The 22,389-nt window shown below is 75.3% G+C and carries 15 protein-coding genes and 2 pseudogenes; 8 read left to right on the top strand and 9 right to left on the bottom strand.

Annotated features, from left to right (window positions below):
- The 3 genes and pseudogenes from QSK52_RS00005 to QSK52_RS00015 form a co-directional block, all read left to right on the top strand.
- A pseudogene (locus tag QSK52_RS00005) lies at positions 1-401 on the top strand (extracellular solute-binding protein); the annotation flags it as partial.
- Between the two features lie 128 nt (positions 402-529).
- A complete protein-coding gene (locus QSK52_RS00010) occupies positions 530-1,831 on the top strand; it encodes a glycoside hydrolase 5 family protein (protein WP_285732022.1) in 1,302 nt (433 codons plus the stop codon).
- 333 nt (positions 1,832-2,164) lie between these two features.
- Complete coding sequence (locus QSK52_RS00015) at positions 2,165-4,576, top strand: transglycosylase domain-containing protein (RefSeq protein ID WP_285732023.1); 2,412 nt, start codon at positions 2,165-2,167, stop codon at positions 4,574-4,576.
- Between the two features lie 76 nt (positions 4,577-4,652).
- On the opposite strand, the gene QSK52_RS00020 is transcribed toward QSK52_RS00015, so the two are convergent.
- Both QSK52_RS00020 and QSK52_RS00025 read right to left on the bottom strand, forming a co-directional pair.
- Positions 4,653-5,864, bottom strand: a complete 1,212-nt coding sequence (locus QSK52_RS00020; protein ID WP_435053136.1) for a hypothetical protein — start codon at positions 5,862-5,864, stop codon at positions 4,653-4,655.
- 220 nt (positions 5,865-6,084) lie between these two features.
- Positions 6,085-7,413, bottom strand: a complete 1,329-nt coding sequence (locus QSK52_RS00025) for an SUKH-4 family immunity protein (RefSeq protein ID WP_285732026.1) — start codon at positions 7,411-7,413, stop codon at positions 6,085-6,087.
- A 295-nt stretch (positions 7,414-7,708) separates the two neighbouring features.
- Here QSK52_RS00025 and QSK52_RS00030 point away from each other — a divergent pair, with 295 nt between their 5' ends.
- The 3 genes from QSK52_RS00030 to QSK52_RS00040 all read left to right on the top strand — a co-directional run bounded on the left by QSK52_RS00030 (position 7,709) and on the right by QSK52_RS00040 (position 12,694).
- Positions 7,709-11,518, top strand: coding sequence for a toxin glutamine deamidase domain-containing protein (locus QSK52_RS00030; protein ID WP_285732028.1), 3,810 nt, complete (start codon positions 7,709-7,711; stop codon positions 11,516-11,518).
- 16 nt (positions 11,519-11,534) lie between these two features.
- Complete coding sequence (locus QSK52_RS00035) at positions 11,535-12,170, top strand: pentapeptide repeat-containing protein (protein WP_285732030.1); 636 nt, start codon at positions 11,535-11,537, stop codon at positions 12,168-12,170.
- Positions 12,171-12,313: 143 nt separating this feature from the next.
- Positions 12,314-12,694 carry a hypothetical protein gene (locus tag QSK52_RS00040; protein ID WP_285732032.1) on the top strand — a complete coding sequence of 127 codons (381 nt, stop codon included), beginning with the start codon at positions 12,314-12,316 and terminating at the stop codon, positions 12,692-12,694.
- Positions 12,695-12,845: 151 nt separating this feature from the next.
- Here the strand turns inward: QSK52_RS00040 and QSK52_RS00045 are convergent, their stop codons facing one another.
- The 6 genes from QSK52_RS00045 to QSK52_RS00070 all read right to left on the bottom strand — a co-directional run bounded on the left by QSK52_RS00045 (position 12,846) and on the right by QSK52_RS00070 (position 17,527).
- Positions 12,846-13,343: a hypothetical protein gene (locus QSK52_RS00045; protein WP_285732034.1), complete on the bottom strand. Its 498-nt coding sequence runs from the start codon at positions 13,341-13,343 to the stop codon at positions 12,846-12,848.
- 224 nt (positions 13,344-13,567) lie between these two features.
- The gene (locus tag QSK52_RS00050; protein WP_285732036.1) at positions 13,568-13,972 is read right to left on the bottom strand and encodes a DUF6234 family protein; all 405 of its coding nucleotides are present in this window, start codon (positions 13,970-13,972) and stop codon (positions 13,568-13,570) included.
- 100 nt (positions 13,973-14,072) lie between these two features.
- Positions 14,073-14,762: a class F sortase gene (locus QSK52_RS00055; protein ID WP_285732038.1), complete on the bottom strand. Its 690-nt coding sequence runs from the start codon at positions 14,760-14,762 to the stop codon at positions 14,073-14,075.
- The gene (locus QSK52_RS00060) at positions 14,759-15,478 is read right to left on the bottom strand and encodes a hypothetical protein (protein ID WP_285732040.1); all 720 of its coding nucleotides are present in this window, start codon (positions 15,476-15,478) and stop codon (positions 14,759-14,761) included. Before QSK52_RS00060 ends, QSK52_RS00055 begins: the two co-directional genes overlap by 4 nt.
- Positions 15,479-15,662: 184 nt before the next feature.
- Positions 15,663-16,310, bottom strand: coding sequence for a response regulator (locus tag QSK52_RS00065; protein ID WP_285732042.1), 648 nt, complete (start codon positions 16,308-16,310; stop codon positions 15,663-15,665).
- On the bottom strand, positions 16,295-17,527 hold the full coding sequence (locus QSK52_RS00070) for a sensor histidine kinase (RefSeq protein WP_285732044.1): 1,233 nt from the start codon (positions 17,525-17,527) through the stop codon (positions 16,295-16,297). The genes QSK52_RS00065 and QSK52_RS00070 overlap by 16 nt, the downstream gene beginning before the upstream one ends.
- A 109-nt stretch (positions 17,528-17,636) precedes the next feature.
- On the opposite strand from QSK52_RS00070, the gene QSK52_RS00075 reads away from it, so the two are divergent.
- Positions 17,637-18,404: an ABC transporter ATP-binding protein gene (locus tag QSK52_RS00075; protein ID WP_285732046.1), complete on the top strand. Its 768-nt coding sequence runs from the start codon at positions 17,637-17,639 to the stop codon at positions 18,402-18,404.
- Positions 18,401-20,755: pseudogene (locus QSK52_RS00080) on the top strand (FtsX-like permease family protein); the annotation flags it as partial. The gene QSK52_RS00075 and the pseudogene QSK52_RS00080, both read left to right, overlap by 4 nt.
- A 236-nt stretch (positions 20,756-20,991) precedes the next feature.
- On the opposite strand, the gene QSK52_RS00085 reads toward QSK52_RS00080, so the two are convergent.
- On the bottom strand, positions 20,992-22,239 hold the full coding sequence (locus tag QSK52_RS00085) for an FUSC family protein (RefSeq protein WP_285733377.1): 1,248 nt from the start codon (positions 22,237-22,239) through the stop codon (positions 20,992-20,994).
- Positions 22,240-22,389: the final 150 nt, after the last annotated feature.

The following is a 22,389-nucleotide window of genomic DNA, read 5'->3' on the forward strand; positions in this document are numbered from 1 at the left end:
CCACCTCGGGCAAGGCGTGCACCGTCCTGCAGCCGGACTACAAGTACGGCATCAACAAGCACTCCAAGAACCAGGAGGCCGCGCGGGCGTGGCTGGACTGGTACATCACCAAGTCCGGTGCGGCCCAAGCCGAGCAGGGCATCTCCTCGGTCAAGGGCGCCGAACTGCCCGCCACCCTCAAGCCGTTCACCGACCAGGGCGTGCAGCTGATCGGGCAGAAGCAGGACGCCTCCGCCACCGTCAAGAAGATCGACAAGGGCGCGGAGATCAACCTCGACGCCCCCGACTACCGGCAGAAGCTCGTCGACATCGCCCGCGGCGCCGCCCCCGGCGACCGCGACGGCTACTTCGCCGAACTCAACAAGAAGTGGTCCCAGGCCCAGAAGACCGTCAACGGCTGACCAGCACGGCCCAGCCGACCCAGCAGCACGGCGCGGCGCGAGCGGACCCCACCGACCGCGCCGCGCCCGGGACTTCGCGATCCACCCCCAGGCGTCACCCCACTCCACCCGCGTGTCCGGAGGACCCCTTGAACGACCAGCCCCGCCCCACCCGCCGCCGCACCCTGCTCGGCGCGGCCGCCCTCGGACTCGCCGCCGCCCCGCTGCTCGGCGGCACCGCGTCCGCCGCGGACGACCCCGACGGCCGGAGCGCCGACGGCCAGGGCGCCCCCGGCCGCGGCCGCGGTTCCTTCGTGACCGCGCGCGGCGGCGAACTGCGCCTGGACGGACGGACGTTCCGGTTCGGCGGCACCAACTGCTACTACCTGCACCAGCAGTCGCACTACATGATCGACGCGGTGCTGAACGACGCCGCCGCGATGGGCCTGACCGTCGTCCGCGCCTGGGCGTTCGCCGACGGCGGCGGCCGCTCCTACCGGGCCCTGCAGCCCGAGCCGTTCAGCTACGACGAGGCCGCGTTCGACAGCCTCGACTACGCGGTGCACAAGGCCGGACAGCTCGGCCTGCGGCTCGTCCTCCCGCTGGTCAACAACTGGCCCGACTACGGCGGCATGCAGCAGTACGTGTCCTGGTTCCTCGGCCTCGCCGACGACTCCTACGGCGACGGCGTCCACCACGACAGGTTCTACACCGACGCCGACTGCCGCAGGGCGTACCGGGCCTGGGCCAAGCACGTGATCCAGCGCCGCAACCGCCACACCGGCCTGCGCTACGCCGACGACCCCACGATCATGGCCTGGGAGCTGGCCAACGAGCCGCGCTGCCGCAGCGACAAGTCCGGTGCCACGCTGTTGGGTTGGGCCCGCGAGATGAGCGGGTACGTGAAGTCGCTGGCCCCGCGCCAGCTGCTCGCGATCGGTGACGAGGGCTTCTACGGGCGGGCGAACGAGGCCGACTACCCGTACTCCGACTACGAGGGCAACGACTGGCTGAAGCTCACCGCGCTGCCCGCCGTCGACTACGGCACCGTGCACGTCTACCCGCAGAACTGGGGCGAGACCAGCGGAGGCAAGCCCGGCACCGACGCCACCTCCTGGGGCACCCGCTGGATCACCGACCACGTCGCCGACGGCCGCAAGCTCGGCAAGCCCGTGGTGGTCGAGGAGTTCGGCCTGCAGATCGACGCGGGCCGGGACGTCCCCGACACCGCCGCCCGGGACGCCGCGTACCGGGCCTGGACGGACGCCGCGCTCGCCGCGGGGGCGGCGGGCGACCAGTTCTGGCTGCTCACCTCCCGGGTCGACGACGGCTCGTTCTACCCCGACTACGACGGCCACCGGGTGACGTGGAACAACGACCCGGCCAACCCGACCCGCAGCACCGCCCAGCTGTTCGCCGCCCACGCCCGGGCGATGGCCGCCGCGCGCTGAGGCCCCTCCCGGGGTGCTCCGTGCGCGACCGGTCGGCGCACGGAGCACCTGCCCGTCCGAGTGCTGGGCACTTCGCCTGCCATCATCACGATCTGATTCCTCCTTCCCGGCCCTCCCGCGCCCCGGTGCGGGCCACCCCGTCAAGAACCGCCCGGTGAACTGCCCACCTCATGCGGCCGGTTGCCCTCCCGCGGAGCCGGTGGACATGACGAACCGGGGCCGGAACGGCGCCCTCCGAGTGACGCCGATCACTACGGGCCCGGTGAAACGTGTGATGAGGTTGGTGCGTCTGAGCAGTGGACAGGGCAAGCCCCGCGAGGGATCGGAGTACTGATGGTGTCTGGCCAGCCGGGACACGCGGCCGGGGGAGAGCCACCGGAACCGATTCCGGGCCGCGGCGCGGGCGGCACGGGCGCTGCGGGCCGGGGCCCCGGCTCCGACGCCTTCGGCGCCCCCGGCGCCCCCGGCGCCCCCGGCGGCCACGGCACCTACGACGCCCCCGGTCACTACGGCCCGTCCGGCACCTACGACGCACCCGGTCACTACGGCCCCTCCGGCACCTACGGCACCTACGGCCCTCCCAGCGGCTACGACGACCCCGTCCCCACCGCCCCCGCCGTCCCCGACCCCGTCCCCACCGCCCCCGCCGTTCCCGACGCCGTCCCCGCCGCCCCCGACACCGCCGCGGGCGGCTCCCGGCGACGGCCGCGCGAGGCGCCGGGGTGGCTGCAGTGGTCGACGCGGCGGCTGAACTACCCGCGGGCCGACCGCGAGGGCTGGCGCCGCTGGGTGCCGGACTGGCGGCACCGGATCGACTACCCGCGCACCGGCCGCAGCGGCGTGCTGCGCTGGCTGCCGTCCTGGCGCCAGTGGCTGCTGCTGGCGGGCGGCGGCTTCGGGCTGCTCCTCGTGACCGCGGGCACGATGTACGTGGCCACCGACATCCCCACCGACCTCAACGCGTTCGCCACCCAGCAGAACAACGTCTTCTATTGGGCGGACGGCAGCGAGATGGCCCGCACCGGCCTGGTCAACCGGCAGGACGTGCCGCTGGAGCAGGTGCCCACCCAGGTGCAGTGGGCGGTGCTGGCCGCCGAGAACGAGACCTTCTACTCCGACCCGGGCATCTCCTTCCAGGGCATCGCCCGCGCGGTCTACCGGATGGGTTCGGGCGGCGACACCCAGGGCGGCTCGACCATCACCCAGCAGTACGTGAAGAACGCCTACCTCAACCAGCGCCAGGACTTCTCCCGCAAGCTCGACGAGATGTTCATCGCGCTCAAGCTGGACCAGCAGGTCAGCAAGCAGGAGATCCTCAGCGGCTACCTGAACATCAGCTGGTTCGGCCGCGGCAGCTACGGCATCGAGCGGGCCGCCCAGGCGTACTACGGCAAGGACGTCTCCGAGCTGAACGTCAGCGAGGGCGCGTTCCTGGCCTCGCTGCTCAAGGGCGCCTCGCTCTACGACCCGGCGACCGGCCCGGAGAACCACGCCCGGGCGGTGGAGCGCTGGTCGTGGATCCTGGACCGGATGGTCAAGATCGGCAAGCTCTCGGCGTCCGAGCGGGCCAAGTACACCGAGTTCCCGGAGCCGCAGCCGGTGCCGCCGCTGGTCGGCCTGAACGGCCAGACCGGCTACCTGGTGGACCTCGCCAAGGGCTACGCGCAGAGCCACGCCGACATCTCCCCGGCCCAGTTCGACCTCGGCGGCTACCAGATCTACACCACCTTCGAGAAGCCGCGCGAGGACGCCCTCACCGAGGCCGTGCAGGCCGCCGAGAAGAAGCTCGACCCCGAGCACCGCCCCGCCGACCAGAACGTCCACCTCGGTGCCGCCTCGGTGGCCACCGACGGCCGGATCCTGGCGGTCTACGGCGGCCCCGACTACCTGAAGCAGGGCTTCAACAACGCCAACACGGTGAACGTGCCCGCCGGTTCGGCCTTCGCACCGCTGGTGTACGCGGCGGGCCTGAGCCAGGGCGTCCAGCGCGAGCGCGACGCCCCCCGGACGCCCGTCCAGCCCACCACCACGTACAACGGCGACAACGGGGTCGAACTGCGGACCCCCGAGGGGCCCTACTGGGGACGGGACGGCAAGAAGGCCAAGACCACCAACGACGGCGGCAAGAACTGGGGCACCGTCTCGCTGCGGACGGCGATCGAGCAGTCCGTCAACGGCCCCGTGCAGCAGCTCGGCATGGACGTCGGCCTGGGCAACGTCCGCAAGACCGCGATCGGCCTCGGGCTGCTGCCCGAGAGCATGGGCGACCTGACCCCCGCCTACACGCTCGGCAACTCCACCCCGAGCGCGATCCGGCTCGCCGACGCGTACACCGCCTTCGACGCCAAGGGCAGCCGCACCGACCCGTACTCGGTCACCAGCGTCAGCCGCAACGCCGTCGACATCCCGGTGGAGAAGCCCAAGGCCGTCCAGGCGGTCAGCCCCGAGGTGGCCGCCCAGGTCGACGCCGCGCTGCGCGGCGCGGTCAAGGACGGCGCCGCCAAGGACGTCCGCCCGGCCGCCCCCGACTCCGCGGGGAAGCCCGGCACCACCCAGGACCACCAGGCGGGCTGGTACGTCGGCTACCGGGGCGACGTGGCCACCGCGGTCACCGTCTTCCGGCTCGACCTGAAGACCCTGGAGCTGCTCCCGCTGACCGGCGTCGGCGGCGCCGCCCAGAGCGCCCCCGACTCGGCGATCCCGGCCGGGATATGGGCCGCCTACGCGAAGGCCGCCGCGCACTGACCCGCCGGCCGCAAGGGGGAGGGGCGCCGCGTCCGGTTGCGGACGCGGCGCCCCTCCCGCCTCCCGGCGCCCCGGGTCACTTCAGGTAGGTCGGCCAGTCCGGGGACTGGGCCGGGTCCAGGCGGCGCAGCTGGTCCAGCACCTTCGGGTCCTGGGCGTCCATCCAGTCCGCGAGCTCCTTGAAGGAGACGCAGTGCACGCCGTCCCTCTTGCAGACGGCCTCCATCACGTCCTGGATGGCCTGCATGTAGATGCCGCCGTTCCAGGTCTCGAAGTGGTTCCCGATGAACAGCGGCGCCCGGCTGCCGTTGTAGACCCGCTCGAAGCCGTCCAGGTAGCCCTCGCGGGTCTGCTTCTCCCAGGCCGCGTACTTCTTCGGGTCGCCCTCGGTGCTGGCGCCCGACTGGTTGGCCAGGAAGTTGAAGTCCATCGACAGCACCTGGGTGTTGCCGAACGGCAGCAGCTGCAGCGGGAAGTTCCAGATGCCGTCCGACTTCGTCGGCCAGACCTGGAACTCGCCCGGGGAGCTGGCGTCGTAGCGCCACCCGTAGGTCTTCGCGGCCTGCAGCAGGTTCTTCTGGCCCTCCAGGCAGGGGGCCCGACCGCCCACCAGCTCCTTGGTGTAGTCGAACGGCAGCGGGGCCTCGTCGGTGAAGCCGGTGTTCGTCCTCCAGTGGGCGACGAACGAGTACGCCTGGTCGATCTCCTTCTTCCAGTCGTCCACGCTCCAGGTGGAGCCGCCCCCGGCGTCGCCCGCGTCGGTGCAGAAGTGGCCGTTGAAGTGGGTGCCGATCTCGTTGCCGTCCTGCCAGGCCAGCCGCAGCTGGGCCAGGGTGTCCCGGACGTGCTGGCTGGTGGGGAAGGAGATGGCGGAGCTGCCGGGGGAGTGCTGGGGGGCCTGGTAGAGGCTGCGCTTCTCGTTCGGGACGAGGTAGATGCCGCTCAGGAAGAACGTCATCGTGGCGTTGTTGGCCTTGGCCAGCTCGCGGAAGCGGGAGAACAGGTGGTCGTCGTTCTCCAGCGCGCCGTCCCAGGAGAAGACCACGAACTGCGGGGGCTTCTCGCCGGGCTTCAACTTCTCGATCTTGAGCTGGTGGGGCTGCGGCCCGGTGTCGGACATCGAGCCGTCGCCCAGCACCTTCACCTTGCCGTCCCAGGCCGACGCCGAGGCCCCGGCACCGGCCGCCGCGGCGTCGGACGAGCGGTGGCCCGGGTCCGCGCCGTCGTCCAGCACCAGCGTCAGCGCGAGCGCGGTGACCGCGCAGCCCGCCAGCACGCCCAAGGCCACCTTGACGTTCCGGCTCCGGTGGCCCGGTCTCTCCCTGCGCCTGTGGTTCTTCACTGTCCCGCTGTCCCTCGTCCCGCTCCGCCGTGTCGCCGCGCGACTGCGCCGGCATGACCGGACATCGCACCATCTTTTTTATTGGACGACTGTAAGCGGGTGGTCGGTTGTCACCGCAGGCCGGACCGGAAGTTGCCGGAAGTGGTGACACCGCGACCATGAGTGGTCAGAACAGGCCGTGCCACATCTGCTCGACGACGACGCTCCACCAGGTCGACTCCCGGTGGAAGGCGTCCGGGTCGATCGCCGCCAGCTTCCCCTGCAACGCCGCCACCACCGCCCCCGCCGCGTACGGGTCCAGCCCCGGCAGCGCGGCCCGGGCGGCCACCAGCTCGTCCAGGCTGCGCAGGAACGCCGCCACCGAGGCGTTCACGTACCGGCCGCTGCCGGTGCGCGGGTGCACCGCCCACACCGAGCCGGACCGGCCGTCGTGCCCGGTGCACTGCACCGCCACCGCGCACAGCCCGTCCGAACCCAGCCTGCTCCAGCCCGCCAGGACCTCCAGCACCTGCGGCTCCGGCAGCTCCGCCCCGGACCCCGCGGCCGCCGCGGCCGCCGACAGGTGGGTGCGCAGGTCGGCGAACAGCCCGCCCGCGGGCGGCTGCTCCGGGCGGTCCGCGACGAAGAACAGCGGCACCTCCGCGGGCAGCCCCGCCCACACCAGCGTCGCCCGGGCCGACTCCGGCAGCGCGCTCTCCGCCACGTCGTCCGCGTCGTACCGGACCACCTCGCCGAACGCCTCCGCGACCCGCCGCCCCAGCGCCACGTCCCGCACCGCCGGAGCCGCCGCCACCTCCCCCGGCCGCGGCACCGGCACCCGCCGCGGCCGCGGCGGCAGCGGCTGACCCGCCAGCCGCGCCGTCCGCTCCGCGTGGTCGGCCAGCCCCGCGACGCCCTCGGCCCGCTCGTCCGGGAAGATCCCGTACGGGAACGAGCAGGAGAACCGCGCGTTCGGGAACGCCTGCTCCACCAGCACCGCCGTGTACCCGCCCGGCAGCGACGCCGGGCGCAGGTCCGTGTGCAGCGCCACCACGTTCCCGGCCGGGACGCCGATCCGCCGCAGCTCGGCCGCCACCTGGTACTCCGCGGGCGGCGTGCCCGGCGCCGACAGCCGGAACAGCGAGGTCTCCTGCCCGTTCGACGGGTCCACGTACGTCGCCACCACCGTGTTCCCCGGCCCGGTGGCCGGCGGGTCCTCCCGCCGCACCCGCTCCGCGTGCCGCGCCTCGTACGCCCGTGCCACCTCCTCCACCGGCACCGACGACCACACGCTCAGCTCCCCGGTCTCCCGGTCCACCACCCCGCAGGCGTCCCCGACGTCCGCGGGCGGCCGCCGCTCCCCGGTCACCGGGTCCCGCTCCAGCGGCGCGGGCGCGGCCCACACCACCCACCCCAGGCCGAACTCGCGGTACCGCACCTCGCGCCGCCGCTCGGCGGGCGCGCCGCCGTTCAGCCAGCGGTCGGCCGTGGCGAGGGCCTGCTCCTGGGTGATCACGACGACTCCTCCTCCGTGGGGCCCCGGACTCCGGGCTCCGGGCTTCGGACTCCGGGCTCCGGGCTCCGGGCTCCGGGCTTCGACGTGAGATTAGCGGGAGGTCCTGCCGGTCACGAACGGATGTCCGATATCACCCTTCGAATTCCCTTTGTTTGCCGTGCTTTTGTCCTATGGGTGCGATCATTTGACTGTACGTTGAATATGGGGCAACGTTCTGCAGCATCCGTCCACCAGGGGGCCGGTGACACGTCACCGGGTGTGGTGGTTCCGTCAGTTGGGGGGCTGACCTTTGTCCATGATGCTGCCCGGACCCCTGGAATGGGTCCTGGAGATGCTCGGCTTCGACTGGCCCAAGGCAGACGAGGACAAGCTCCGCGAGTGCGCCCAGGTCTGGCGCGACTTCGCCGACCGCGTCGACGAGGTCAACCAGCAGGCCCTGACCGCCGCGAACAGCATCCGCTCCACCAACGCGGGCGACGACGTCGACGCCTTCGGTCGGACCTTCGACAAGTTCTCCACCGGCGGCGACGGCTACCTCTCCGACGCTGCCTACGCCGCCCGGCTGATCGCCACCGCCTTCGACGCCGCCGCGATGATCGTCGTCACCTGCAAGATCGCCGTCATCGCCCAACTCGCCATCCTCGCCACCGAGATCATCGCCGCCCAGGGCGCCGCCCTGTTCACCTTCGGCCTCTCCGAAGTCGCCGCCCTCGGCGCCACCCAGGCCACCAAGATGATCGTGCGCCGCCTGCTCAAGGAACTCCGCGACGCACTCGTCGAAGCCGTCCTCGAAACCATCAAGGACCCGATCGTCTCCGCCGTCCAGGCCATGATCAGCGACCTGATCACCCAGACCGTCAACCAGGGCTTCGGCGCCCAGGACGGCTACGACCTCGGCCGCACCGCCAAGAAGGGCGTGGAGGAGGGCGCCAAGGCCGCCCAGAACTGGAAGAGCACCTTCGGCGAGAGCCTCCGCGACGGCCTCGGCTCCCGCGCCGGCTCCCACGCCCGCGGCCGCATGGAGGCCTCCGCGGCCATCGGCCGCGGCGAGAGCGGCTCCGCCGACGGCGGCGACGGCGGCGACGGCGGCGGCACGGGGGCAGGCAGCGGCGGGAACTCCGGCGGCGAGGGCTCCGGCAACGGGCCTTCCGGCAGCGGGAGTTCCGGCAACGGGGGTGCTGGCCTGGGGAGTTCCGGTGGCGTTGGTTCCGGCGCCGGGTCTTCGGGGAGTGGGAGTTCCGGTGCGGGGTCCACCGGCAACGGGCCTTCCGGCACCGGGAGTTCCGGTGCGGGGTCTTCTGGCAACGGGCCTTCCGGTGACGGGAGCTCCGGCGCCGGGGGTGGTGACACCGGCCCGTCCACCGCCAGCCCCGCCACCGCCGCTCGCTCACCCGAACCCGGCGGTCCCTCCTCTGCCAACTCACCCTCCACGCACGGCTCTTCGGCGGACGACTCGGCGCGGTCCTCCGCCCCCGCCCCCGCGTCTTCCCCCTCGCCCGACCGACGTGACACCACCTCGCTCGACCCCTTCGGCACCCGGCTGAACACCGACAGCCCGCCCCCAGCCCCGGCCGACAGCCCGTCGGACGCCGGCCGGTCGGCCCCGACTGCGCAGGCGACCACGGAGGCGACCCGTCCGGCGCCCGATGCCCAGTCGCCCGCCCCTGCCGCGCACCCGGCTCCGGACGCAGCCCCGGACGCGGTCCGCCCGACCGACGTTCCGGCGGATGTCACCCGGACGACCCCGCATGACCAACCATCCACCCCGGCGGCGCACGTGGCCCCGGACGCGGCCCGCCCGGCCGACACCCACGCCGCTCCCGGAGCGGACTCGACCGCCGCCGCTGCTCCTTCGCCGTCCACCCACGACAGCCCCGTCGGCCCCCGCCCGGACGGGCCTCCCGCCTCGCAGGGCGACCGCGGCCCCGGCCCGCGGTCCGAGGCGAACTCGGTTGCCGGGGCTGCTTCTTCGCCGCAGGGCGACCACCGTCCGGACCCTCGTGTCGACGGGTACGGATACGGTCCCCGTCCGGACGGGTCTCCCGCCTCGCACGCCGACGCGCCCGCCTCGCAGGGCGACCGCCACCCCGACCCCCGTGTCGACGCGGCGTCCGCTCCGCGCGCCGACGCCAACTCGCCCGCCGGTGACGGCCATCGCGTCCCGCACGCCCAGCCCTCCGGCGAGGAGGGCCGTCCGGCGTCGGTCCCCTCGCAGGGGCGTCCGGCCGCCGAGGCGTCGTCGCCGCGGCACGAGGCCCCCCACGCCCAGCCGTCCGACGAGGGGCGCCGGGTCGAGGACGGGACGCAGCAGGCCACCGTCCGCACCGCGGGGACCGCCGTCGCGGACGCGCCGTCCACCCGTGCCCCCGGCCCGGCCGTCGCGGACTCCACGGCGCCCCAGTCCGCCCCGGCCGCCGCTCCGTACGCCGGGCAGCCTGCTCCGGTCGCGGGTGCCGTGCCGACCGCCAACGGCTTCCAGGGAACGGCTGGTTCGGGTGCGCCCCGCACCGAGCGTCCGGCCGCGGCCGTGCCGACGCCCACCCCCGTCCAGCGGCAGCACCCGGACCGGCCCCGCCCCGAGCGTCCGGTCGCCCTCGGCCAGCAGCCCACCGGCGGCCGCCCCGACCCCCGCACCGCCCCCTGGCGCACCCCGCAGCCGTCCGACGGCGCCACCCCGCGCCCGGACGCCCGCCCCGCGCCGCCGACGGACCCGCGTACGGCGGCCCGCCCCGCCGACACCGACCCGGGCCGGACCGTACCGGAGCAGCGCCCGTCCTCCGACCACCCGTCCTCCGACCACCCGTCCTCCGACCACCCGACCCCCGGCACCCCTGCCCACCCGGACGTGGATCCGACCCGGCCCGTCACCGCCGACCGGCCGTACGGGGAGCCGGGCGGGCTGGTCGAGCCGGGGGAGCGGGAGCAGCGGCGGGTGGAGGACGCGGTGCCGCGGGACGTCGAGGGACGCCCGCTCCGGCACCCGGACCCGGAGGGAGACTGGCCGCGGGCCGTCAACGGCGATCCGGACGAGCCGGGGCGCCGCAACAACTGCGTGGACGTCGCGCTCGCGACCGTCGACACCTACTCGGGGCACCCGACCCCGGCCGCGGCCCGGACGCCGGACCACGACGCGGACGGCAACCCCTCCGACCGCGGCGAGCGGGGCGGCCGCGACCGGATGGAGAACGCCCTCGGGGCGAGGTTCTCCGACCTGGGCGACGGCCCGGCCGCGTACCGGCGGTTGGAGGACACCCTCCGCCGCGAGGGGCACGGCTCGCAGGCCGTGATCGTCACCCGCGACGCCGACGGCCGCGCCCACGCCTGGAACGCCGTCAACCACCGGGGCAGGATCACCTACATCGACGCGCAGACCGGCCGTCGCTCCGACCGGCCCCTGCACAACGGCGACAACGGCGTCTTCGCCGTCTCCCTCGCCCCCGACCGCCGCCCCGCCGCCCCCGTCCCGTCCGCCGACCCGCACCACGACCCGTCCCGGGACCGCCGCGCCCCGGAGGAGATCGCCGGCACCGGCGCCCCGAAGGACGATGCGGACAAGGACGGCGAGGGCCCGCCCGGAGAGCCGGACGGACGGAGGGGGAACGAACCGCCCGGAGAGATGACGCAGGAGGAGCGGGAGGAACACAACGTCCACCTCGGGGAGGTGGAGGAGCGCAACGCCGAGGACTTCGACGAGCTCCAGCGGGATCCGGACAAGAGCGGTGGCATCTCGGAGCCGTCGAAGGACGAGGCACGGGTCGGCCTCGACCTCCGCGAGCAGGGGAGGCTACCCGCGGACATCCGGCGGCCCGAGGAGCGGGACAACGGTGAGTTCTTCTCCCCGAGCACCGGGGAGCACTACGACATCAAGGGCGTTCACTCCGATTGGCCGCCGTTCAACAACCAGCGGGACAAGTCGAAGCCTTTCCCCGGTGCCTACAATCCGGCGAGGAACGGCAAATGGGTCGCCAAACTGTCGGAACAGATCGTGGACAAGCGCCGCATTGTGATCATCGACGTGCGGAACGCGAACCAGGCGGCGATCGACGACCTGCGCAAGATCGTCAGCGACAACAACTGGGAGAGTCGTGTCATCTGGTACCCGTGACGGTTGGAAGCCGGCCGTGGCCCCCGCTGCGGAGGAGGCGGCGCGGGCCCTCGAGGAGTGGACCGCTTCGGGGGGCGGGCCCCTCGGGGGGAACGGACTCGATTTCAGGGGTGCGGACCTCTCCGGCGGAGACCTCTCCGAGGCCGGGCTGGTGGGGGCGAACCTGACCGGGGTGGCGCTGGCGGGGGCGGACCTGTACCGGGCGGACCTGGAGGGCGCCGACCTGACGGGCGCGGACCTGGGCGGGGCGTGCCTGGTGCGGGCCAACCTGGACGAAGCGGTGCTGGCGGGGGCGAAGCTGGACGGGGCGGACCTGGTCAAGGCTTCGCTGTACGGGGTCGACGCGAGGGGCGCGAGCTTCCGGAGGACCGAGTTCCTGGGGGCGTCCCTGCTGGAAGTCGACATCCGGGGGGCCGACCTGACGGGCGCGGTGGTCCGGGAGAACCCGTTCCGGGTCCGGCTGGACGGGAGCACCGTGCTGACGGGCCTGACGGGCTCGGTCTTCGGACCGGTCACGCTGGTCGGGGAGGGCACGGAGACCGAACTGGCCGGGGCGGAACTGCAGCGCTGGTTCGTCGATCGCGGGGTCCGGGTCACCGTGCTCGCCCCCGGCGGCCGCCCCCTCGGGGCGGACGGCGAGCCCTCTTCCTGACGGCGGACGGGCTCGGGGCCGACCGCACCGGCGGGCCCCGGGGCACGACCGGAATCGAGTGCGGAAGCGGGACGCCCTGTGCGCGTACCCGGAGGCGGCCGGGTGGCCGGGGCGGAACGGGAAGGCAAGGGAAGGGAGTTCGGGTGTCGCAGCAGATCGTCGTCGACGAGGCGAACCTGCGTGGGCAGGGGAGGAACCTGGAGTCGATCGGGGAGTCGTTCCAGCAGGTGGTCGAGGAGCTGAAGGCCCGGCTGGCGGCGCTGGAGCCGGAGGGCGACCCGCCGTGGGGCGACGACGACCTCGGGGAGAAGTTCGGGGTCGTGTACGAGGGCCTGCGCGACGGCATGAAGGAGTCGATGGACTCGCTGGCGAAGCGGCTCGGCGAGGTCGGGCAGAAGGTGCAGCGGATGGCCGACAACCACGCGGCCAACGAGGCGGACACCGTGGACCGGATGCGCGCCCTCGGTGACCGGACCCGGGGCGCGGGCGACGGGATCCGGGCGATGAGCCGCCCGCAGCTCTGAGGCCCGAGCCACCGAGGCCCGAGTCACTGAGGCTCGGAGGTCCGGAGCCCCGGAGGTCCGGAGGTCCGGAGGTCCGGAGTCCCCGGCCGGGGACGGCGGAGGGGAGCCGCCGGTGGGATCGGCGGCTCCCCTCGCTGCGGGGCGGGGCCGGTCAGGCGTCCCAGCTCAGCTCGTAGACCGCGGCGGCGGTGTTGGTGATGTGGACGGCGCCGGTGAGGCCCTGGTAGGCGCCGGTGCCGCCGGTGACGACGCCGTCGAACTTCTTCGGGTACTTCGCGGTCAGCGGGTTGTCGATCGGGACGACTGCCGTGAAGGTGACCTGGTCGCCGCCGGTGAAGACCAGGTCGGCGGTGCAGAAGGCGGTGACCGAGTCGACCGAGATCACGTCCTTGGTGCACTGGTCGTACACGGTGGCGACCTGCGCCCCCGTGGCGTCCTTGGCCGTGGCGGTGCCGCCGAAGCCCGCGCCGATCGCGTTCGCCGCGCCGGACGCCGAGTTGGTGCCGGTGAAGTCGATCGTGACGGTGGGCGGGGCGGCCCGGTGGGAGTCGGTGGTGGCGGCACCGGCGAGCGCGGGGACACCGGCGACGACGGCGGCGGCGCCGACCGCGAGCGCGACGATCCCCTTGGCCTTGGCGGTTCGGGACATGGTTCCTCCAGTTCGGTCCGGGCGGGAGTGCCCGGGGGCGGGCCCACATCACCACACTTCGGACACGGAGGGTGTTCAGGCGTCACTCCCCGTGTCGCCCGCCCCGGCCCGCCGGACACGCCGTCGTCCCCCTTGCCGGGCAAGGCTCCGCCCCGCGTTCCCGGGCCGCCCCAGGGGGCCGGAAATCACCCGTTCGTATCCGTAGCGACCTTCGTCCGCACGGCTCAATTGCAGGAGCTGCCGGAACGGCAGGGGGTGGACCCGGACAGCGGATCGGGCGTCGGGGGCGTCGGGGTGTAGTGGCTCGCGCCGAACAGGAAGGCGGCGCCCAGGGCGAGGACGGCGACGACCTGCCCGGAGGCCGTCAGCACCGCCCGGAGGCGGAGCGCGACCAGCAGCAGGGCGAGGGCGGCGAGGAACAGCAGGCCCGCACCGAGGACGGGCGTGCGCGAGGTCAGGTCGAGCAGGTCCCAGGGGCCCTGCGGGTGCCGGACGAGAACCAGCCGCACGAACAGGACGAGCTCGGCGGCGGCCAGCGCCAGGGCGACGCCGAAGTCCGCGAGGAGCAGCAGCGGACGTGAGCGGCGCCGGCCCTGCGGGCGCGGCTCTGCGGACCGGGGAACCGTCATGGGTGCACCCTGCCCGACCCGCGGCCGGAGCGGAATGAGTACGCGGGCTCAGATCCCGCGGTCCCCACGGACGTCGCGCGGCCCCCACGGCCGCCGGGCGTCAGGCGGTGGAGGTCAGGTGGGCGTACACCACGGTGTTGGAGTCGTAGCCGGTGCGCCGGTCGTAGTGCCCGCCGCAGGTGATGACGCGCAGTTCGGCGCGGCCGGTGGGGGCGTACACCTCCGCGGCGGGGAAGGCGCTCTTCGGGTAGGAGCGCACCGCGTCGACGGTGAAGGTGGCGGTGCGGCGGTCCTGCCGGGTGACGGTGATGGTCAGTCCGGGGCGCAGCAGCCCGAGTCGGTACAGCACGCCGGGGCCGTGGCGGTCGTCGACGTGGCCGACGACCACGGCGGTGCCGTCCGCGCCGGGCGCGGGGGCGTCCCGGTACCAGCCGACCAGGTTGGGGCGGCCGAGCGGCGGGGTGCTCAGGGTTCCGTCGGCCTCCAGGCCGAGCGGGGTGAACGCGGCGTCCACCGAGATGGACGGGATGCGCAGCCGGGTGGGGTCGGAGGGGCCCAGCGCCGGGACGCCCGGGGCGGTGGTCGGCGTGCGGGCGGGGGAGGGCGCCGCCTGGGCGGGTGCCGTCCGGGCGGGGGCCGCGGACGGCGCCGGGGCGGGCGGCGGCGGGGGCGGCTGGGAGGTGGTCAGCCCGTCGTCGACCAGCCAGGCGCCGCACAGCAGCGCGACGACCGCGGTGCCGAACCGTAGCCGGTCGGCACCGCGGGAGCGTCGGTGGGCCGGAGGGGTCAACGGCGGGAGCGGCGGCGCCGGCGCACGACCAGGTAGCTCGCCCCGGCGATCAGGGCGGCGCCGACGGTGACCTCCGCCGGGTTCAGGTCCTGCGAGGAGCCGCCCGCACCGGCCGCGACCCCGCCGTGCGGCGGCCGGCCCGGTCCGCCCTGGCCCGGTCCGCCGGGCGTGGGCGACGAGCCGCCGCCCACGCCGCCCTTGCCGCTGGGCGAGGCGCCGGGCGACGGGGAGCCGCCGCCGTTGCCGACGGGCGAGGGCGAGCCGCTGGGCGGCGGGCTGCTGCCGACACCGGCGCAGTCGACCGTGAACACCTTCTGCTTGGCGTCGCCGTTCTCGCCGGTGAAGTTCCAGAACAGCTTGTAGTGCCCGTCGGGCAGCGTCAGGTCACCGGTCCGGGCGTTGCCGGTGGGCATGACCAGGTTCCCGGCCAGCACCTGGGCGTTGCCGGTCGGCGGCTGCTGGTCGATGTGCCAGGTGACGCTCTGTCCGAGGTCGAAGTTGAGGCCGTCGAGGTAGAACTTGCAGACCTTCGGGTCGTCGTTCTGGCTGTCCGCGGCGGTGGCGCTGTCGTGGATCTTCACGTCGCCGTTGTCGCCCGCGGCGTGGGCGGGGGCGGCGAACACGGTTAGCGGCAGGACGGCCGCGCCGGCGAGCGCGGCCGCGCGCAGCGGCCGCAGGCGTCGTCCGGTCGGGGGCGGGGGAAGGGTCGGGGTCATCGGAGCTCCGGGGGAGGGGCGGGGGCTGCCGGCACGGCGCCGACATCCCCCGAGGGTCCTCGCCCGCCCCTGACGCCCCGTCACAACACACCCGGACCGGTACGACGGTTCCCCCCGACGGCCCAGCCCCCGGCGTGTCCGGGCCCCGGCGTGTCCGGGCCGACGCGGGCCCCGGGCGGTGGGCTCAGGCGCCGAGGTAGCGCAGGACGGCCAGGACGCGGCGGTGGCCGTCGGTGTCGGCGGGGAGGTCGAGCTTGGCGAAGATGTTGCCGACGTGCTTGTTGACGGCGGCGTCGCTGATGAACAGCTCGGCGGCCAGGTTGGCGTTGGAGCGCCCCTGCGCCATCAGGCCCAGCACCTCCCGCTCGCGGGCGCTGAGCCGCTCCAGCGGGTCGTGGCGCTGGCGGACCAGCTGCTGCACGACCTCCGGGTCGACCACGGTGGCCCCGGCGGCGACGCGGTCCAGGGCGGCCATGAAGTCGGCGACCGCGCCGACCCGTTCCTTGAGCAGGTAGCCGACGGCGCGGCCCTGCTCGGACGCCAGCAGCCGCGTCGCGTACGACTGCTCGACGTACTGGCTGAGCACCACCACCGGCAGGCCGGGGTGCGCGGCGCGCAGGTCGACGGCGGCGCGCAGGCCGTCGTCACGGTCGGCGGGCGGCATCCGGACGTCGGTGACGACCAGGTCGGGGCGGTCGGCGGCGACGGCGGCGCGCAGGGCGTCCGCGTCGCCGACGGCGGCCGTGACGGTGTGGCCGAAGCGCTGCAGCAGGCCGACCAGGCCCTCGCGCAGCAGGACGGCGTCCTCCGCGACGATCACCCGAAGTGGCACGGGACCTCCACGTGGAGCAGGGTCGGACCGCCCGGCGGGCTGGAGACCCGCAGGCGGCCGTCGACGGCGGCGAGCCGGTCGGCCAGACCGGTCAGGCCGGTGCCGAGGGCCGGGTCGGCGCCGCCCGCGCCGTCGTCGGTGATCTCCAGCACCAGCAGGTCGGCGCGGTAGCGGCCGTGCACGGCGGCCCGGCTCGCGCCGCTGTGCCGGGCGACGTTCGTCAGCGCCTCGCTGACCAGGTAGTACAGGTGGGTCTCCAGCTGCGGGGGCAGCCGGCCCGGCAGGTCGAGGTCGACCGCGACCGGCAGCGGGAGGCGCCCGGCCCGTTCGCGGACCGCCGCGGCCAGGCCGTGGTCGGCCAGCACGGGCGGGTTCAGGCCGCGCAGCAGGTCGCGCAACTCGCGGTGGGCGTCGCCCAGTTGGCGCTGCGCCCGGGCGAGCTGGGGGCGGGCCGGGGAGTCGGCGGGCAGGTCGAGGTCGAGCAGGCCGAGGGTCAGGCCGAGCGCCACCAGGTGCTGCTGCGCGCCGTCGTGCAGGTCCCGCTCGATCCGGACGCGCTCGGCGTCGAAGGCGTCCAGCAGGCGGCTGCGCGCGGCCCGCACCTCCTGCAGCTGCGCGCCCAGCTCCTCGTCCCGCGGGGCCAGCAGCGTCCGGGCCAGGGCCGCCCGGGCGCCCGCCCAGGAGGTCACCGTCCACGGCGAGGCCAGCAGCACCAGGGCGCCGAACACCGTCCACGGCCAGGTCGAGCCGTCCGTCGCGGCGAAGCACAGCGCGGGCAGCCCGAACGCGAAGGCCAGCACCAGCACGTCCAGCCACCACAGCGCGCACGCCGAGACCAGGGTGAAGCCCAGCTCCCGCCAGGTCGCCCGCTCGGTCAGCCGGGACGCCACCCAGGCCCGCGGACCCGGGCCGGACGGGGGCCGGTGCGGGTCGGGCGCCGGGTCGTCGTCCACCAGCCGCAGCCGCCACCGCTCCACCGCGGCCACCGCCGTCGCCGCCAGCACCACGCCCGCCAGCGGCGCCACCCCCACCAGCACCACCAGCAGCACCAGCCCCGCGACCAGGCCCGCCACCAGCACCAGCACCGCCGCCGCGCCCACCAGCACCCCGCTGAGCAGGTACGCCGCCGCGCGCCACGGCCACCCCGAGGCGAGGAACGCCCAGGGGCGCCGGGCCATCGCCTGCCAGGCGGTGCTCGGACGGGGTTCGGTGCGCATGCGGGCGACTCTAGCCGCCCGCCCGGCCCGGCGCGGTAGTGCCCGCACTACCTTCGAAGTAGGGCGCGGGCCAGTGCCCGGGCCACCGGTCCGCAGGTGGGATGGCCCCATGACGACCACTCAGGACACCACGGCGCCCGTCCGGCTGGAGCGCGTCCGCAAGGTGCACGGCAGCGGCGAGCGCGCCGTCACCGCCCTCGACGACCTCACCCTCGCCTTTCCGGCCGGCACCCTCACCGCGGTCATGGGCCCCTCCGGCTCCGGCAAGTCCACCCTGCTGCACGTCGCCGCCGGACTCGAACCCCCCACCTCCGGCCGGGTCGAACTCGCCGGGCACGACCTCGCCGCCCTCGACGAACGCCGTCGCACCGTCCTGCGCCGCGACCACCTCGGCTTCGTCTTCCAGGCCTCCAACCTGGTCGAATCGCTCACCGCGGCCCAGAACGTCGCCCTGCCCGCCCGCTTCGCCCGCCGCCGCACCGCCCCCGAGCGGATCGCCGCCGCGCTCGACGCCGTCGGCCTCGCCGACCGCGCCCACCACCGCCCCGCCCAGCTCTCCGGCGGCCAGCAGCAGCGCGTCGCCCTCGCCCGGGCGCTGGTCACCCGCCCCCGGGTGCTGTTCGCCGACGAGCCCACCGGCGCCCTCGACCGCGCCGCCGGACAGCACGTGCTGCGCCTGCTGCGCGCCCTCGTCGACGAGCACGGCCAGACCACCGTCATGGTCACACACGACCCGGCCGCCGCCGCGATCGCCGACACCGTCGTCCTGCTCACCGACGGCCGCGTCGCCGACCGCTTCACCCCCGACCCGGCCGCGCCCCCCGCCGAGCGGGCCGCCGCCGTCGCCGCCCGCCTCACCCGTCAGGAGACCCGGTGATCGCCCTCGCCAACCTCCGCACCCGCTGGGCCGGGTTCCTCGCCGCCTGGCTGGCCGTCCTCGCCGGGACGGCCCTGATCGCCGCCGCCCTCACCGTCCGCGCCTCGGCCGCCCCCACCGTCCAACCCCGGCTCGCCGGGGCCCAACTGCTGGTCCTGCCCGCGCAGGCCCGCGACCCCGACGGCAGCCCCGCCGACCGCGTCCCCTGGAGCGAGGACGACGCGGACGCGCTGATCGCCCGCCTGCGCACCCTGCCCGGCGTCACCGGCGCCGCCGCCGACCGCGCCTTCTACGCCCAGGCCGTCCGCGACGGGCACCCGGTCGCCGACCCGGGCGCGGGCGAAGCCGGACACGGCTGGTCCAGCACCGCCACCGCCCCCTACCGGCTGCTCGACGGACGGCCCCCGCAGCAGCCCGACGAGGTCGTCGCCCCCGCCGCGCTCGGCGCCCCCACCGGCAGCCGGATCACCGTCAACCTCACCGCCGGACGCGCCGAGTTCACCGTCACCGGCACCCTCGACGGCCCCGGCTACTGGTTCACCGACGCGGTCGCCGCCGCCCGCGCCCCCGGCGTCCGGGCCGTCGCCGTCCGCAGCACCGACCCGGCCGCCACCGCGCAGGCCGCCCGCGACCTGCTCGGCGGACACGGCAGCGTCCTCACCGGCGACGCCCGGGCCGAGCTGCAACCCGGCTGGACCGGCCACCGGCGCTTCCTCGCCGACCAACTCCTCGCCGCCACCGCCGGACTGGCCCTGTTCACCACCGTCCTGGTGGTCGCCTCCACCCTCGCCCTGCACACCGCCCTGCGCCGCCGCGAACTCGGCCTGCTCCGGCTCCTCGGCGCCGCCCCCCGCCAGCTCCGCCGCCTGCTGCTCGGCGAGGCCGCCGTCCTCGGCCTGCTCGGCTCCGCCGCGGGCTGCGCCCTCGGCACCGCCCTCGCCCCGCTGCTCGGCCGCCTCCTGCTCCACCTGGAGGCCGCCCCGCCCGACCTCACCGTCCGCACCGCCGCCGCACCCCTGCTCGCCGCCGCCGCGACCGGCACCGGCACCGCCCTGCTCGGCGCCTGGAGCGCCGCCCGCACCACCACCCGCCCCGCCCCGCTCGACGCCCTCCACCCCGACCGCCACGGCGACCGCCCGCTCGGCCGGGCCCGCCTCGCCGCCGGACTCGCCGCCCTCGCCCTCGGCGCCGCCGCCGTCCTGGCCACCGCCGCCACCACCGCCGACGACCGGATCGCCGCCGCGCTCGCCGCCACCGCCACCCTGGTCACCGCGGCCGCACTGCTCGCCCCGCTCCTCGTCGGCCCCGCCGCCCGCGCCCTCACCCGCCCGCTCCGGCACCTGCCCGGCCCCACCCCCGTCCTGCTGCGCGGCGAACTCACCACCGCCCCGCGCCGCGCCGCCGCCCTCGCCGCACCCGTCATCGCCGCCGTCGGCTTCGCCGTCCTGCTCAGCGGCACCGTCGACACCATGCGCGCCGCCTACCCCGCCGGCCAGGCCCGGCAGCTGGCCGGACAGCGGATCGTCACCGACGACGGCACCCCCGGCCTCACCGGCACCACCGACGAGACCGCCGCCGCCAACCCGGACGGCCGCGCCGCCCTCCCCGTCCGCGCCTTCGTCCGCGACGCGCACGGCACCACCCTCGCCGTCGACCTCCTCGGCACCCGCGACCCCGCCCTGGCCCGCCCCGGCGAAGCCGTCCTCGGCCGCACCCTCGCCGACCGCCTCGGCGTCGGCCCCGGCCAGGCGTACGAGGTCCGCTTCGCCGACGGGGTGAGCGTCCCCGTCCGGATCGCCCGGGTCCTGCCCGACGACCCCGCCCGCGGCGCGTTCACCATGGCCCGCGCCGAAGTCCGCGCCCACGACCCGGCCGCCCTCGGCGACGACCTCTTCGTCCCCGCCGGAGCCACCGCGAGCGCCGCCGTGCCCGGCAGCGCCGTCCACGACGCGATGCGCTACGCGCTCGACGACTACGCCACCGACGCCCGGCTCACCGACGCCCTCGCCGCCCTGCTCACCGCCGTCGCCGTCGGCTACAGCGCGCTCGCCGCCGCGAACAGCGCGGCGGCCGCCGCGCACGCCCGCCGCCGCGAGCACGCCGTCCTCGGCACCCTCGGCGGCACCCGCCGCCAGCTCCTCGTCCTCGCCGCCACCGAAACCGTCCTCACCACCGCCGTCGGGGCCGCCCTCGGCCTCCTCGCCGCCCTCCCGCCCCTCGCCGCCCTCGCCTCCGGCCTCTCCCAGGCCACCGGCACCCCCGTCACCCCCCACCTCGACCCGCTCACCGTCACCGCCGCGGTCCTCACCACCCTCCTCCTGGCCACCACCACCAGCACCCTGACCACCCGCCGGGGCCTGCGCCGGAGTTGGAACGGCCTGCGGCCGGGCGGGGGGTGGAGGGGAGGGATGGTCTGCGCCGGAGTTGGAACGGCCTGCGGCCGGGCGGGGGGTGGAGGGGAGGGATGGTCTGCGCCGGAGTTGGAACGGCCTGCGGCCGGGCGAGGGGCGGAGGGGAGGGGCGGCCTGCGCCGGGGGCGGGACGGCCTGCGGCGGGGCGAGGGGTGGTGGTCGGGGCGGGCGGGGTGTCAGGCGGGGGTGCGGCGGCGGCGGATGCGGGGTGGGCGGAGGCGTTCGCCGCGGGCGAAGCGGCGGAGGCGGGGGAGGCGGGAGAAGCGGTCGCGGTTGGCGACGGCGGCGCGGTCGAGTTCCTCCATCAGGCGGCGGCCGCGGTGCTCCAGGTCGAGTTCGTCGAGGATGCGGTCGACCTCGGCGAGCAGCGAGCCGTGCAACTGCCAGGCCTCGGGGCTCTCCTGGACGCGGCGCAGCAGGAGCTGGGCGACGTTCTCGCGGCAGGCCCAGGCGGCGGAGAGCTCGGCGGCCATGCGCTGCTCGGCCTCCTCCGCGTTGCGGCTGACCTGGGTGGTGACCAGCACCGCGAAGCTGACCAGGGCGCCGCCGACGTGCTCGAACAGCTCCTCCAGGGCCACCGCCACGTCGTCCGGGAAGAGCCGCTCGCCCGGGCCGCGGCGCTTGGCCAGGTCGGTGAGCGAGCGGGCGATCACCCGGATGACGACCACGCAGATCTCCAGGGTGTCCAGGCCGGTGCGCAGGACCAGCCGGGAGAGCAGGCCCTCGCTGATCCGCGGGTTCAGCCGCAGGCTGTCCTCGGCCTGGCGCAGCGCCCCGTCCACCTCGGCGATCGCCTGGTCCAGCCGCCGGGCCTCGTGCAGCCGTTCGGCGGCCCGTTCGACCGGCACCGGGCGGCCGAGCTCCTCGGCGAGGCCGAGCAGCAGGGACCGGGCCCGGCGGGCCAGGTCCTCGATGGACTCGCCCGCCGTGTCGACCCACACCGGGGGCGCTATCACCAGGTTGAACAGCAGGCCGACGCTGGCGCCGATCACCGTCTCCAGCACCCGGTCCCAGGCCTGCGTGGTGACCTGCGAGACGCCCAGGATCAGCATCGCGCTGATCGCGACCTCCTGGACGAACTCGTCGACCCGCACGAACCGCCCGATCACCAGCGAGGCCAGGATGATCAGCCCCAGGCTCCACCAGGAGAGCCCCACCACGGCGGAGAACCCGATCGCGATCAGCACCCCGACGACCACCGAGTTGACCCGCCGGATGCTGGTGGTCAGGGTCGAGTACACCGTCACCTGCACGACCAGCAGCGCGGTCAGCGGCGCGGTCAGCGGCACCGGCTCCCGGCTCAGCCAGGTCGCCACCACGTACGACAGCGTCGCGGCGACCGTGGCCCGCACCGTCTGCACGACGAACGGGTCCTTGGCCCCGCGACGCAGTACCACCGCCACCGGCTCCGGAACGAAACGCATGCTGCCCTTCTATCCCTGCCGGGGCCCGATCACACCGTGCACACGCTGACGTGGCGTCAGGCTGTGAGCTGCGGTCACAGGATGAACGCCTGTCTGGCTGACCCCCGGCCCGCTGCCGAGGATGGCGGCATCGGACGCCCATGCCCCCCG

Source organism: Kitasatospora phosalacinea (genome assembly GCF_030268885.1).
Lineage (GTDB): Bacteria > Actinomycetota > Actinomycetes > Streptomycetales > Streptomycetaceae > Kitasatospora > Kitasatospora phosalacinea_C.

Excerpts from the sequence above, each read along its gene's own strand:
- QSK52_RS00015 (WP_285732023.1), top strand. The coding sequence starts at position 2,165 with ATGGTGTCTGGCCAGCCGGGACACGCGGCCGGGGGAGAGCCACCGGAA.
- QSK52_RS00060 (WP_285732040.1), bottom strand. The coding sequence starts at position 15,478 with ATGACCCCGACCCTTCCCCCGCCCCCGACCGGACGACGCCTGCGGCCG.
- QSK52_RS00070 (WP_285732044.1), bottom strand. The coding sequence starts at position 17,527 with ATGCGCACCGAACCCCGTCCGAGCACCGCCTGGCAGGCGATGGCCCGG.
- QSK52_RS00075 (WP_285732046.1), top strand. The coding sequence starts at position 17,637 with ATGACGACCACTCAGGACACCACGGCGCCCGTCCGGCTGGAGCGCGTC.
- QSK52_RS00050 (WP_285732036.1), bottom strand. The coding sequence starts at position 13,972 with ATGACGGTTCCCCGGTCCGCAGAGCCGCGCCCGCAGGGCCGGCGCCGC.
- QSK52_RS00045 (WP_285732034.1), bottom strand. The coding sequence starts at position 13,343 with ATGTCCCGAACCGCCAAGGCCAAGGGGATCGTCGCGCTCGCGGTCGGC.
- QSK52_RS00030 (WP_285732028.1), top strand. The coding sequence starts at position 7,709 with ATGATGCTGCCCGGACCCCTGGAATGGGTCCTGGAGATGCTCGGCTTC.
- QSK52_RS00085 (WP_285733377.1), bottom strand. The coding sequence starts at position 22,239 with ATGCGTTTCGTTCCGGAGCCGGTGGCGGTGGTACTGCGTCGCGGGGCC.